Consider the following 13,464-nt stretch of genomic DNA (forward strand, 5'->3'; position numbering starts at 1 on the left):
CTATTGAAACTTTTCCCCATATTGTCTAGAATAAAATTATATTACTGTTTTTTGCAGAGATAGAGAAAAAGAACGCTTTCGCAAAAACAGCATGCCTTGAACCGGAGATTCGGAGGGGACCGGCGAAAAGGCATATTTTCCAAAACAGGGGGAAGAATCGTGAGCAGACTCAGCATCGTCACAAAGAATCAGGCGCAGACGACCGTCGAAGGCCTGTACAAGGACATGGAGCGCCGCATTCAGGCCAGTCCTCCCGAACTGTGTCCGGTCGATCTGGCCGTTTCGTTCCTGCACATCTGCCACTCGCAGTCGTGCGGCAAGTGCGTGCCCTGCCGCGTCGGCCTCAGCCGTCTGGAAGAACTTCTCAATTCCGTGCTGGACGGCCGCGCCGACATGGGCACCATCGACACCATCGAGCGAACGGCCGAGAGTGTCTACCTCACCTCGGACTGCGCCATCGGACAGGAAGCCGCCCGCATGGTGCTCAAAGGCGTGCGCGGCTTCCGCGACGACTTCGTCGAACACATTCAGCACGGCCGCTGCATGTGCCTGCAAAACCAGCCCGTGCCCTGCGTCTCGCTGTGCCCGGCGCACGTGGACATTCCCGGCTACATCGCCCTGATCCATGCCGGCCGTTACGGCGACGCCGTGCAGCTGATCCGCAAGGACAATCCGCTGCCCGCCGTGTGCGGCATGATCTGCGAGCACCCCTGCGAGACTCGCTGCCGCCGCACGCTGGTCGACAATCCCATCAACATCCGCGGCTTGAAGCGCTACGCCGTGGAGCACGAGGAGACGATCCCCGTGCCGAAGCGCGCCCCCGCCACGGGCAAAAAAGTCGCCGTCGTCGGCGGCGGCCCCGGCGGACTGAGCGCCGCCTATTATCTGTCCATCATGGGGCACGACGTGACCGTTTACGAGCAGCGTCAGCAGCTGGGCGGCATGCTCCGCTACGGCATCCCCGCCTACCGCCTGCCCCGCGAAGTGCTCGACCGCGAGATCGCCGGTCTCCTTTCGGCAGGGATCCACGTCAAAACCGGGATCAGCGTCGGCAACGACGTCTCCGTCAAGGAACTGTACGATCAGTACGACGCGCTGTACCTTTCCATCGGCGCCCACATCGACAAGAAACTGGGCATCGAGGGCGAAGAGGCCGAGGGCGTCATCTCCGCCGTGGAGATGCTGCGCGCCATCGGCGACGACCATTATCCCGACTTCACCGGGCTCGACGTGATCGTCGTCGGCGGCGGCAACGTCGCCATGGACGTGGCCCGCTCGGCGGTAAGGTGCCACGCCAAGTCAGTGCGCCTCGTCTACCGCCGCCGCAAGGAGGACATGACCGCCCTGCCCGAGGAGGTGGAAGGCGCCATCGCCGACGGCGTGGAGATCGTCGAGCTTCACGCGCCGCTTCGCATCATCAGGGACGAAAACAACAAGGTCGTTTCGCTCTGCACGCAGCCGCAGATCATCGGCGGATTCAAAAACGGCCGGCCGGCGCCGGTCGACGCGGACGCGCCGGAGATCGACTTCCGCTGCGACCGCGTGCTGGTGGCCATCGGCCAGGGCATCGAGTCGCGCACGTTCGAGCAGTACGGCATCCCCGTCAAGCGCGGCGCGATCGAGAGCATGGACACCACCGGCATCAGGAACGCCGACGGCATCTTCGCCGGCGGCGACTGCGTCACCGGGCCTGCCACGGTCATCCGCGCCATCGCCGGCGGCAAGGTCGCGGCGGCCAATATCGACGAGTATCTGGGCTTCGACCACGTCATCACGAGCGGCATCGAGGTGCCGCAGGTGCGCTTCGACGACCACGCATCCTGCGGCCGCGTGAACATGGTGGAACGCCCCGCTGCGGAGCGGATCCACGATTTCGATCTGATGGAGCTGCCGATGAGCGACCAGGAAGCGTGCCAGGAATCCGGCCGCTGCCTGCGCTGCGATCACTTCGGCTACGGCGTGTTCAAGGGGGGGCGTGTGGAAAAATGGTAAACGTCGTCATCGATGGCAAACACATTCAGGTTCCGGAAAGAACGACGATCCTCGACGCCGCCAAGAGCGCGGGGATCAGGATCCCCACGCTCTGCTTCCTCGCCGGCGTCAACGAGATCGGCGCCTGCCGCGTCTGCGTCGTCGAGGTGGAAGGGTACGAGCGGCTCTTCACGGCCTGCAACAATCCCGTTGAAGAGGGCATGGTCATCCACACCAACAGCAAAAAAGCCCGCGAGGCCCGCCGCGCCAACGTGCGCATGATCCTCTCCGAGCACGACGACCACTGCCCGACGTGCGTGCGCAGCGGCAACTGCGAGCTGCAGCGCATCGCCAACGAGCTCAACATCCATGACACGCCGTTTGAAAAGCATTACGTCGACCGGCGGACCAGTCCCGATTTTCCGCTCATCCGCGACTTTTCGCTCTGCATCAAGTGCATGCGCTGCGTGCAAGTCTGCGACAAGATCCAGCACGCCAACGTCTGGGACGTGGTCAACACCGGGGCCAAGACCACCGTCGACGTGGCCCGCGTCTATCGTCTCGAAGACGCCGACTGCGCCCTGTGCGGCCAGTGCATCACTCATTGTCCCGTGGGCGCGCTGCACGAACGCGACGACACGCAGAAAGTGCTCGACGCCATCGACGATCCCGAAAAGATCGTGCTCGTCCAGATCGCTCCGGCCATCCGCACCGCCTGGGGCGAGGAGTTCGGCATGAAGCCCGAGGAGGCCACCGTCACGCGTCTGGCCGCGGCGCTGCGCCTCGTCGGCTTCGACTACGTGTTCGACACCGACTTCTCCGCCGACCTCACGATCATGGAGGAAGGCAGCGAGTTCGTAGAGCGTCTCAAGCACCGCGACCGCGAGAAGTTCCCGATGTTCACCTCCTGCTGCCCGGGCTGGATCCGTTTCGTCAAGAGCCACTGGCCGCAGTACGTCGACCAGCTGTCGTCGGCCAAGTCGCCGCAGCAAATGTTCGGCGCCATCGCCAAGAGCTGGTACGCGCAGACGCTCGGCGTCGATCCGTCCAGGATCTTCTCCGTCTCCATCATGCCCTGTCTGGCCAAAAAGGCCGAGTGCGCGCTGCCCGGCATGGACGACGCCGGCGCGGGACAGGACGTGGACGTGGCGCTGACCACGCGCGAAGTGTCGCGCCTGATCCGCTCGCTGCAGATCCAGCCGCAGGACCTCGAAGACGAAGCGCTCGACATGCCGCTCGGCGTCGGCAGCGGCGCGGGCGCGATCTTCGGCGCCACCGGCGGCGTCATGGAGGCGGCGCTGCGCAGCGCCTTCTTCCTCGTCACCGGCAAAAACCCCGAACCCGACGCCTTCAAATCGGTGCGCGGCATGGACGGCTGGAAAGAGGCCGAGTTCGACATCGCCGGCGCGTCGCTCAAGGTCGCCGTCGTCAACGGCCTCGGCAACGCCGACAAATTGCTGGCCGCGCTCGACCGCGGCGACGTGCGCTACGATTTCGTCGAGGTCATGGCCTGCCCCGGCGGCTGCGTCGGCGGCGGCGGGCAGCCCATCCACGACCGCGTGGAAATGGCCCCGAAACGCGCCCCCACGCTCTACGACATCGACCGCGGCATGGCGCTGCGCTTTTCGCACGAGAACCCGTCCGTCCTCGAGTGCTACAAACAGTTCCTCGGCGCGCCGCTGTCGGAAAAGGCGCATCATCTGCTCCACACGACGTACCACGGCTGGAAGATGCCCGGCGAAAAGTAGCGGGCCGCTTCGCGCCGCGACAAAAAAGTTCCGCCCCGTTCGCCCGGGGCGGAACTTTTTTTGCGCGCCCCGCAAAGGCCGAGAGGCGCCGCTCTTTCCAGTGGACAGGGCGGCGCCTTTGTTGTATCTTTGGCGATATGACCTTTTTTCCGCGGCGCGAAAGGAGCGGTGGACGTGAACGAACGGAGCGATTTTTTCAAAGCCGTCGACTTCGGCGACGGCATCCTGCGCCTCGAGGGCAGCGGCAGCGTCTATTGTTATCTTGTCGAGGGGCGCCAGGGCGCGTTGCTGATCGACACGATGACCGGCCTCGGCAATCTGCGCGCCTTCGTGAAAAAACTGACCCGCCTGCCTCTGACCGTCGTATGTACGCACGGTCACTTCGACCATATCGGCGGCGCGCTCGACTTCGAAGAAGCCTGGATCCCGGCGCGCGACGCCGGCATGATCGCCGAGCAGAACGCCGTGGAACGCAAATTCCAGTTCGAAAGCCGTCTTTGCTCGCTGCGCAGGGTCCCCCTGCAGTTCACGCGGGACGACTTCACGCCGCCTCATCCCATCAAGTGGCGGCCGCTGTACGACGGCGGACGCTTCGACCTCGGCCGCCGCATCGTCACCGCCGTCGACGTCCCCGGGCACACGCGCGGCTCCATGGGGTTCCTCGACTCCAAGACGGGCATTTTCTTCTCCGGCGACGCGGGCAGCCACAGCACCTTTCTGTTTCTCGACTGCTCCGCCACGGCCGCGGCCTGTCTGAGAGGGCTGCAGCGCCTCAAACGCATGCGCGAGTGCCAGATCAGCCAGTGGTACAACTTCCACAACTACACGGAGATGCCGGCTTCGATCCTCGACGAGCTGATTCAGGGCTGCCGGGACGCGCTCGCCGGCAACGCGAGCGGTCCCGCCTTTCGCGGCAACGACGACTGCCGCTTCGTCTATCCTGTCGACGCCAAGTGGAAAAGGCTGGACGGCGGTTTCGGCAATCTGATCGTCTCGCTCCGCCGCCTGCGCTGAAAGCCTTACAGGGCAGCCGCTTGTGAAGAACAATTTTACAGATCCGGAATTCTGGCATAAAATCAAACTGCACTCCGGCAGTTTCGCGATCACAATCTCACCGACAGAAAAGGGGCGTTTTTCCATGGAACGGAAACCAAGCGTCAATACGCTGGCGGTCCACGCCGGCGCGCGCAGGGACGATGCTTTCGGCGCGATCAACACGCCAGTCTACATGACCTCCAACTACCGCATCCCCACCGACGGCACGCCCGTCGACTGGAGCGGCATCAACAGCAACATCTACCAGCGCAACCGCAACGTCAACCAGATGGTGCTGCAGGACCGGCTCTGCGCCCTCACCGGCGCCGAGGACGGCGCGGTGTTCGCCAGCGGCGTGGCGGCGCTGATGAGCGTGTTCACCACGTTCCTCAACTCGGGCGATCACGCGGTCATTTCCGAGGTCTGCTACAGCGCCACGAACCTGCAGTTCCGCGAGTTTTTGCCGAAAAAGTACGGCATCCAGGTGACCTTCGTCGACATCACCGACGCGGAGGCGGTGCGCCGCGCCGTGCGCCCCAACACGAAGCTGATCCACGCCGAAACGCCCGGCAACCCGACCACGGGCATCGCCGACCTCGACGCGCTGGCGCGGATCGCCCGCGAGGCGGGGGCGCTGCTCTCCGTCGACGCCACGTTCGCCGGGCCGCTCTGCCTGCGCCCGCTCGAACACGGGGCCGACCTCGAAATCCACAGCATGACCAAGTACATCAACGGCCACGGCGATTCGCTCGGCGGCTGCGTGCTGGGCAGCCGCGGGCTGCTGACGAAGATCAAGGAAGAGGCCATGGTCAACTACGGCGGCATCCTCAGCCCGTTCAACGCCTGGCTGGTGGCGCGCGGCCTGGCGACGGTGCCGCTGCGCATGGCCCAGCACTGCCGCGCCGCGCAGGCCGTAGCGGAATTCCTCGAACGGAGCCCGGCCGTGCGTTTCGTCTGGTACCCGGGGCTGGCGAGCCACCCGCAGCACGAACTGGCCAAGCGCCTCATGCACGGCCAGTACTCGGGCATGATCTCGTTCGACATCAACGGCGACGAGAAGGTCCACCAGAAGTTCCTCGACAGCCTGCGGCTGATCACGCACGCCGTGTCGCTCGGCGACATCGAAAGTCTGATCGTCTACTACGACAAGAACAGCGACAAGCTGCCCCACTATCCGCCCGTCTACCGCGAAGGCTTCTTCCGCTTCAGCGTCGGCCTCGAAGACCCCGACGACCTGACCGCCGACTTGCAGCAGGCGCTCGAGGCCAGCGGCGCGCCGAAAGCGTAGTTCGCGCGGGACGGAAAGGACTGGCGGGCCGCGGCAAAAGCGCGCCTTCAAAAACGTTTTCGAGGAGGCTTTCATCATGAGCGAACCAACCGCCCAAGCGGCGGCAAAAAGAAAACTGCACATGCCCGACACCTGGCTGGTCGTCTTCGCCATCGTCGCGGTCATGGCCGCGCTGTCCTGGGTGATCCCGTCGGGCAGCTTCGACTACCAGAAGGTCGACGTCAACGGCACGATGCGCAGCGTCGCCGTCGCCGGATCGTACCACGCCATCCCCAAGGCGCAGACGAAGCCCACCGGTTTCATCGGCCTGTTCGCCTCGCTTTATCAGGGCTGCTACGAGGCCGCCGACATCATCTTCGTCATCCTCACCTGCGCGGCCACGTTCGGCGTCATGGTCAAGACCGGAGCCTTCCACGCCGGCATCGGCAAGGTCATGAAAAAGGTCGGCCGCCGCGAAAAGCTGCTCATCCCCATCCTCATGATCCTCTTCGGCCTGGGCGGTTCGGTCTTCGGCATGCTCAGCGAGTTTTACGGCTTCTACCCGCTGATCGTCGGCCTCGGCGTCGCCATCGGCTACGACGCGATGACGGGATTTGCCATCCTCGCCCTCGGCGAGTACGTGGGCTTCATGGCCGCGACGCTGAATCCTTATTCGGTCGCCGTCGCCCAATCCATCGCCGGCGTGCCGCTCTACTCCGGCGTCGTCTACCGCGCCGTCTGCTTCGTCGTGTTCATGGGCCTCTGCATCGCCTACGTGATGCGCTACGCCGCGAAAGTGAAAAGATCGCCGCAGGCGTCGGTGATGTACGGCGAACCCTGCCTCCATTCCTTCGACCGCGGCGAGCTCGACCAATACGACTTCACCCGGCGGCACGGGCTGATCCTGCTCGACGTGCTCGTCACGCTGGCCGTGCTGATGATCGGCCTGACGCAATGGGGCTGGGGCTACAAAGAGCTCTGCGGGCTGTTCATCGTCATGTCGGTCGCGGCGGCGCTGATCTCCGGCTGGAACCCCAACACGTACTGCGCCGAAATGCTGACGGGCGCCAAGGGCGTGCTCTGGGGCTGCATCCTCACCGGTCTGGCCAAGAGCATCGTCGTGATCATGAAGGACGCCCAAATCATGGACACGATCATCAACGCGCTCGCCAATCTGCTCAAAAACGCGCCCTCGCCCATCTCCGCGCAGCTGATGTTCGTCGTGCAGACGGTCATCAACTTCCTCGTGCCTTCGGCTTCCGGCCAGGCGGCCGTGACCATGCCGATCATGGCGCCGCTGGCCGACGCGCTGGGCGTCAGCCGTCAGGTGGCCTGCCTGGCCTATCAGTTCGGCGACGGCCTCTCCAACATCCTCTGGCCGACCTGCGGCATCGTCATCATCTGCGGCCTCGCCGACATCCGTTACGACCTGTGGCTGAAATGGTTCGCCAAGCTGTTTGCCATGCTCTTCGCCGCGCAGATGATCATGATCGAGATCGCCGTGCTGATGGGCTGGTAGCGCAAACGCCGCCGCGGAGAAACGGCGAAAGGCGAAAAAACGCTACAACCAGAAAATAACGCAACGCCCGGCAGCTGATGAGCTGCCGGGCGTTTTTCAGCGGCGATGTTCCACGTGGAACATCGCCGTTCCGCTCATTTTTTCAGACAACGCGCGCGAAACCTCTCGCGTCAAACCTCCTTTTTCAAACTGACCTCCGGCTCGCGGGGGATGCTGAACAGCGGGATGAAGCGGTCCCAGCCGGTGATCGTCAGGACCAGCATCGAGATCACGGCGATCCAGGCGAAATAGTTGTGCGTGATCACGCCCATCACCGTCAGCGTGTCGGCCGCCAGCGGATACACCGACATGGCGATGCCCATGAAGAAGCCCATGTAGGCGTGCCACGGGATCAGCTGCGACCCGAGCACGGCCATGGCGTCGGAATACGTGGCGTTGCGCAGCGCCAGACGGTACATGGCCTTCTCGTCGCCCCGCACCGATTTCTCCGTGAGATTCTTGATGATCGGGCTGATCGTGACGATCTGCGCCATCTCGTCGGCCATCGCCGCGTTGCCGATCAGGCACAGCAGCGCGTTGCAGAACATCAGCTGGCGCACCTTGGAGACGACCCTCAAGATCATCGCGGCGATCGAATCGAACGCGTTCATCTTGCGCATGACGCCGCCGAAGGCGCCGACCCAGAGCATCATGGCGATCGACCAGCCGCCCGCGGCCGACGCGCCGTCGTAAACCAGCTGCAGGAACTTGTCGATGTCGGTCACCGTGCCGGCCATCCAGCCGAAGATGCCGGAGAAAAGGATGCCCGCGCCGAGGCAGATCAGAGTGCTGACGTTGCGTACGGCAAGAAGAAGCACGACCAGCAGCGGGATCACCATGTAATAGGGCACGCCCGCCTGGACCTGCTTCAGCAGCGTCACCGCCGCGGGACGTTTGTCGGCCAGGACCGTCCACACGCCCTCGGGGATCTGCTGGATCGCCACGGCCGCCGAACCTTCCGTGTCGGGCAGTCCCATCGCCACGGCCGCAAAGTAGAAGACCACGGCGCTGACGATCAGGCACAGCCCCGACCACACGCCCTGATAGCGCATGCGGTCGACCAGCTGCACATTCTGCATGCCGCAGCTGACCACCGTCGTGTCGGAGATCAGGCCGATATTGTCGCCGAAGCACGAGCCGCCGGCGATCGCGCCGACCGTCAGCACCACGCTGCCGCCGACGATATGGTTCAGCCACAGGAAGATCGGCGCGCAGGCCGCGAACGTCCCCCACGACGTGCCCGTGGCGACGGACAGCACGCAGGTGACGAGGAATCCCACCACCGCCACCAGCTTGGCCGTCAGCCCCAGCGACAGCGCCAGATTGATGATCGCGGCCGCCACGCCCGTGGCCATGAAACACTCGGCGACGGCGTAGGCCGCTTCCAGGATCAGGAACACGATCAGGAAGTTTTTCAGGTTGTCCAGCGCCGCGTCGAGCAGTTCGCTGAACTTGTAACGCTCCGTGACCATCGCCACGAGGCAGGCGCAGATGAAGGAAATCGGCGACGCCAGCAGGATGTCCATGCCGGAAAGCATCAGCCCGGCCATAACGCAGATCGGCAACAGCTTTACCAGTGCGATCATACAAAAAAACCTCCCTTTCGGATTCTTCGGCGGCTTCTCACGAAAAAAAGCGATTCACCAACGGGATCTTCTGCATTCTCCTCCCGGCGTGTCCTCTTCTCTCCTCTCTCCTCCCCAAAGTATCGCTGCATTTCATGAGCGCCGCGCCGATTAACAGTTTTTAAATTATACAATACAGGATCTCCGAATTCAAGAGAACCCCTCGCCCTTTTCTCGGGGCTCCGGCCGCTCCGTCTCTCGGCCGGAGCCAGCGCCGTCCTTTCGTCCGCTTCAAGCGCGGGCGGATTCGTCGAGGCGCAGGCGCCGTTCCACGACGGCGCGGACGGCTTCGTAGTTTTCGGGCGTGCAGAACAGGTAGATCTTGTCGGCGGCGTTCGCTTTGACGACGATCAGCCGCTCCTTGGGATTGAATCTGGCAGAGCGCAGCGAGCTCCAGCTCAGGGAACGCCGCAGCGAGCCGCGAGCCAGCAGCGACGAGCCGGCGGCCGTGAAGCTGCGCGCGAACATAGAAAGGAACAGCCCCAGCCGGAAGAGCGCGCTCAGCCGCCTGCGCTGACGCTCCTGATTGGCCGCGTAAACGCCGCTTTCGTCGAGACGGTATTCCACGTCGTAGCCGCCGCCGAAGACGGCGATCACGAAGAGCGCGCCGATCGCGAGAAAAAAGCCGACAAAATAAAAAGCATAGCGCGCTTCCCGCACGCCGTCGGCAAAGCCGAGCTTGCCCATCCAGAGCAGCAGCAGACCGAACGGAATTCCTATGACCGCCGCGATCTGCCGCGTCACGGGATTGTTGCGGAAAAAAGAGACGCGCGTTCTCCACTCAATGGGCTCCGCACCGGGAGCGCCGCTCTTTGGCGCCGTCATGGAACATTCCTCCTTCGGGATGCGGGGCGTCGCGGCGCGCCCGTTCGGGCTCCGCCGCGCCGCCTGTTTCATTAACGAAAAGATCATGGCTGAAGCGTAGCGCCGCAAAGGGTGATCTTTTTTCGAACGTCTCATGCCAAAGCGTGATAGTGCGTTTTTGGCAAAAGCGAACGGCCTTTCGCCGTCGCGAGACGAAAAAGCGGCGGCCTCCCGCGGCCGCCGCCTGGCGTTACATTTTCGATTTCAGGTATTCGGGAACTCCCGGCACGCCCCAGCTCTCGGCCAGGGACAGCGCCGTTTTCCCGTCAGCGGCGGCGATCTTCGGATCGGCGCCGGCTTCGACCAGCGTCTGCACGACCTTCAGCGGCGCGCCCCAGCCGGACGCTATAAGCAGCGGGGTTTCGCCGTTCTTTCCGTACCGCTCGTTGAGCGGCACGCCCTTGTCGCAAAGCAGGCGGAAGCAGGCCAGAGCGTCGTTCCACGCCCGGTCGGCGCCCTCTTTCGTGCGTTCCTGATCTTTGGCGGCGTCGCACAGCTTCCCGGCGACGATGTGCATCAGCCCGTATCCGTCCTTGGAAGCGATCTTCGGATCGGCGCCGGCGTCGAGCAAGGCCGTCAGCAGGTTGGGATCGGCCGCTCTGCCGAGCGCCAGCGCCGAAATGCTGGCGCCGTCCTTGTCGCGCTCGTTGACGTCGTACAGCCTCAGCGAGATCAGCCAGAGCAGCCGCGCGGCCGCGTTCTTGCTTCTGGCGGCGTAGTACAGCGCGGAGTTGCCGTTCTTGTCGACGCCCTTGGGGTCGGCGCCGTGGTCGAGCAGCCACTGCAGCGTCTCCGGCGTAAAGTTCTCCCGCGCCGCGGCTATCATGAAGGGCGTCACGCCGCCGTCTCCCACAATGTCGAGCTTCGCGCCCCGCGCCAGCAGCGCCTTGGGGATCTCCAGATTTTCGTCGCCGGGCTGGTCAAGCCGCAGCGCCCACAGCAGCGGCGCCGCGCCGCCCGCGGCGACGTTGACGTCCGCGCCGCGCTCGACGAGCAGGAGCGCCGCGGGGCGGTTGTAGTTTTTCAGCGCCCAGGTCAGCGGCGAATAAGCCGTTTCTTTAGGGCGCAGATTGACGTCGGCGCCCTTGTCGAGCAGCAGCTTCGCCACGGCGAGGTTGTCCGTTTCGCCGACGGCGAAGATCAGCGGCGAACGGCCGTCGGAAGTCAGAACGTTGACGTCGGCGCCGCGGGCCAGCAGCAGCTCCGCCAGCGCCGCGTTGCCCTCGGAGGCGGCGTAGTGCAGCGCGCGGAATCCCTTCGCGTTGGCGGCGTTGGGGTCGGCGCCGTGTTTCAGCAGCAGCTCCGCGACCGGCAGCCCTTTCTCCTCCTGGGCGGCCAGGATCAGCGCCGTGACGCCGCCCTTTTCCGTCGAACCGCCCGCGGTCGGAGCGTTGGCGTCGGCGCCGTGGGCCAGCAGCAGTTCCGTGATCGCCGCGTCGCCGTGGCGCGCGGCCTCGTGCAGCGCGTTGTACCCCGCCGTGTCGGTGTCGCAAATGCTCACGTCGGCGCCCAGTTTGAGCTGCTCTTCCGCTCTTTTCAGCTCGCCGTAGCGGGCGGCTTTCATCAGCTCCGTGCGCCCGTAGCGGTCGACCGCGTTGACGTCCGCCGCTCCCGCGCTGCCGCACAGGGCCAGGACGGTCGCGGCGCACACCCAGAACTTCACGATCTTTTTCATGCGTTCGCCTCCTTTTGATATGTCAGCCGCCAGCAGCCGACGACGTACCAAACGAAAATTCCCGCGGCGCGGAGCGCCGCCCTGCCGATCGAAAATTTTAATCGGCAAAGACATGAATTTTACGTCGTTTTTTTGTTTTATAGGTTATTTTATCATAAGAACAAGATTATGCAAGCGTCCATAAAACAAAAAGCCGCCGCGAACACACGGGGACGCCGAGAAAGATCCGGAAACGAAACGCCGCCGGGCGGCCGTTCGTTTTTCGCCTTTCTTCGCGCCTTTGCGTCTTCGCGGCGGCTCTTGTTTGCCTTTGTCCTTTACGCCTGACTCTGCGCCCAGGCGGCGATCAGCGCCGCGCCGACGGGCAGGCAGCCCTCGTCGGGATAAAAGCGCGGGCTGTGCAGCGGCTCTTCGGCCCCGCCGGGGCGGCGCGCGCCGAGATCGACGTAGCAGCCCGGCACGCGCTCGGCGATGCAGGCGAAGTCGTCCACGCCCAGCTGCGGGCAGGGCGGCGCGATCACGTTTTCCGCCCCCAGCTCGCGCGCGCCGGCGCGGCGCACGGCTTCGGCGACTTCGGCGTCGTTGATCAGCGCCGGGTAGCCTTCGATGAATTCCACTTCGGCGCTCAGCCGCAGGGCCGCGGCCATGCCCCCGACCAGTTCGCGCACGCGCGCCGCCATGCGCGCGCGCGTGGCGGGGTCCAGCGTGCGCACGATGCCCTCGAACCCGGCGCTGTCGGGGATGATATTGCGCGCCGTGCCGGCGGCGAACCTGCCCACGGTCAGCACGGCCGGATCGAGCGGGCTGGTCTCGCGGCTGACCAGCAGCTGCAGGGCCGAGATGATCTGCGCGCCGCCGGCGACGACGTCGGCGCCGAGGTGGGGATAGGCGCCGTGGCAGCCGCGCCCGCGCAGCGTGACGTTGAACATGTCGCTGGCGCCGCGCGCCGGGCCGGAGATGACGCCGATCTGACCGACCGCGAGCGACGAGGCGACGTGCAGGCACAGCGCCGACGAAACGCCGTCGAGCGCTCCGGCTTCGATCATCTTCGCCGCGCCGCCGTCGGTCTCCTCGGCGGGCTGAAAGAGCACGCGCAGGGTCGCCGCGCGTTTGCCCTCGCCGCGCAGCAGGCGCAGCGCTCCCAGAGCGCAGGCCATGTGCGCGTCGTGCCCGCAGGCGTGCATCTTGCCGGCGTGGCGCGACGCCTGAGGCAGCCCGGTGGCTTCCGTGACGGGCAGCGCGTCCATGTCGGCGCGCAGCGCCACGACGGGCGCGCCCGGCTCGCCCGCCAGCTCGGCGACGAGGCCGCCGGCGCAGGCAAAATGCGGCACGCCCATCTCGTCGAGGCGCTCCGTCACGTAAGCGGTCGTCTCGGGCAGGTCGCGGTCCAGCTCGGGAATGCGGTGTAGCGCCTGATGCACTTCCGTCAGCCAGGGCTGGATGGTTTGCGCTTTTTTATACATCGTCACACACCTCGTCGCGTTCGATCTGGATATTCGTCCGTATTTTCTCATGGCGCGGGAACAAAAGCTACCACGGAGACACGGAGAAAACCAAAAGAAAAATTCTTGAATATTTTTTGCGCGGAAAGTTTTTGCGAAAAATGGGCGAGAGTCTTCATTCCCGCACTGCAATTTTGCTTTTGGCTTTCGCCGCGCAGCGGCGGCGCGTTTTCCTTCGCTTCGCCGCTTCTCCGTGGCGCCCCTTGTTTCAAAAAAAGC

10 protein-coding genes are annotated in these 13,464 nt (G+C 64.6%); 5 read left to right on the forward strand and 5 right to left on the reverse strand.

Annotated features, from left to right (window positions below):
* Positions 1-159: 159 nt before the first annotated feature.
* From B0D78_RS07860 to B0D78_RS07880, 5 genes are all read left to right on the forward strand, one after another.
* Positions 160-1,992, forward strand: coding sequence for an NAD(P)-binding protein (locus B0D78_RS07860; protein WP_078016422.1), 1,833 nt, complete (start codon positions 160-162; stop codon positions 1,990-1,992).
* Positions 1,986-3,719: an NADH-dependent [FeFe] hydrogenase, group A6 gene (locus B0D78_RS07865; RefSeq protein ID WP_078016423.1), complete on the forward strand. Its 1,734-nt coding sequence runs from the start codon at positions 1,986-1,988 to the stop codon at positions 3,717-3,719. Before B0D78_RS07860 ends, B0D78_RS07865 begins: the two co-directional genes overlap by 7 nt.
* Before the next feature lie 174 nt (positions 3,720-3,893).
* Positions 3,894-4,733: an MBL fold metallo-hydrolase gene (locus tag B0D78_RS07870; RefSeq protein ID WP_168170058.1), complete on the forward strand. Its 840-nt coding sequence runs from the start codon at positions 3,894-3,896 to the stop codon at positions 4,731-4,733.
* Positions 4,734-4,857: 124 nt separating this feature from the next.
* Positions 4,858-6,042: a trans-sulfuration enzyme family protein gene (locus tag B0D78_RS07875; RefSeq protein ID WP_078016425.1), complete on the forward strand. Its 1,185-nt coding sequence runs from the start codon at positions 4,858-4,860 to the stop codon at positions 6,040-6,042.
* Between the two features lie 76 nt (positions 6,043-6,118).
* Positions 6,119-7,540: a YfcC family protein gene (locus B0D78_RS07880; RefSeq protein ID WP_078016426.1), complete on the forward strand. Its 1,422-nt coding sequence runs from the start codon at positions 6,119-6,121 to the stop codon at positions 7,538-7,540.
* A 170-nt stretch (positions 7,541-7,710) separates the two neighbouring features.
* Here B0D78_RS07880 and B0D78_RS07885 read toward each other — a convergent pair whose 3' ends face one another.
* The 5 genes from B0D78_RS07885 to B0D78_RS12825 form a co-directional block, all read right to left on the reverse strand.
* Positions 7,711-9,165, reverse strand: coding sequence for a Na+/H+ antiporter NhaC family protein (locus tag B0D78_RS07885; protein ID WP_078016427.1), 1,455 nt, complete (start codon positions 9,163-9,165; stop codon positions 7,711-7,713).
* A 270-nt stretch (positions 9,166-9,435) separates the two neighbouring features.
* Positions 9,436-10,029, reverse strand: a complete 594-nt coding sequence (locus tag B0D78_RS07890; RefSeq protein WP_078016428.1) for a hypothetical protein — start codon at positions 10,027-10,029, stop codon at positions 9,436-9,438.
* Positions 10,030-10,258: 229 nt separating this feature from the next.
* Complete coding sequence (locus B0D78_RS07895; RefSeq protein WP_120372981.1) at positions 10,259-11,743, reverse strand: ankyrin repeat domain-containing protein; 1,485 nt, start codon at positions 11,741-11,743, stop codon at positions 10,259-10,261.
* A 317-nt stretch (positions 11,744-12,060) separates the two neighbouring features.
* Positions 12,061-13,206 carry a M20 metallopeptidase family protein gene (locus B0D78_RS07900; protein ID WP_078016430.1) on the reverse strand — a complete coding sequence of 382 codons (1,146 nt, stop codon included), beginning with the start codon at positions 13,204-13,206 and terminating at the stop codon, positions 12,061-12,063.
* Positions 13,207-13,253: 47 nt separating this feature from the next.
* Positions 13,254-13,457, reverse strand: a complete 204-nt coding sequence (locus tag B0D78_RS12825; RefSeq protein WP_168170059.1) for a hypothetical protein — start codon at positions 13,455-13,457, stop codon at positions 13,254-13,256.
* Between the last annotated feature and the right edge of the window lie 7 nt (positions 13,458-13,464).

This window comes from Pyramidobacter sp. C12-8 (genome assembly GCF_002007215.1).
Taxonomy (GTDB): domain Bacteria; phylum Synergistota; class Synergistia; order Synergistales; family Dethiosulfovibrionaceae; genus Pyramidobacter.

Coding starts and splice junctions, on each gene's coding strand:
- B0D78_RS07865 (WP_078016423.1), top strand. CDS start 1,986: ATGGTAAACGTCGTCATCGATGGCAAACACATTCAGGTTCCGGAAAGA.
- B0D78_RS07875 (WP_078016425.1), top strand. CDS start 4,858: ATGGAACGGAAACCAAGCGTCAATACGCTGGCGGTCCACGCCGGCGCG.
- B0D78_RS07880 (WP_078016426.1), top strand. CDS start 6,119: ATGAGCGAACCAACCGCCCAAGCGGCGGCAAAAAGAAAACTGCACATG.
- B0D78_RS07885 (WP_078016427.1), bottom strand. CDS start 9,165: ATGATCGCACTGGTAAAGCTGTTGCCGATCTGCGTTATGGCCGGGCTG.
- B0D78_RS07890 (WP_078016428.1), bottom strand. CDS start 10,029: ATGACGGCGCCAAAGAGCGGCGCTCCCGGTGCGGAGCCCATTGAGTGG.
- B0D78_RS07895 (WP_120372981.1), bottom strand. CDS start 11,743: ATGAAAAAGATCGTGAAGTTCTGGGTGTGCGCCGCGACCGTCCTGGCC.
- B0D78_RS07900 (WP_078016430.1), bottom strand. CDS start 13,206: ATGTATAAAAAAGCGCAAACCATCCAGCCCTGGCTGACGGAAGTGCAT.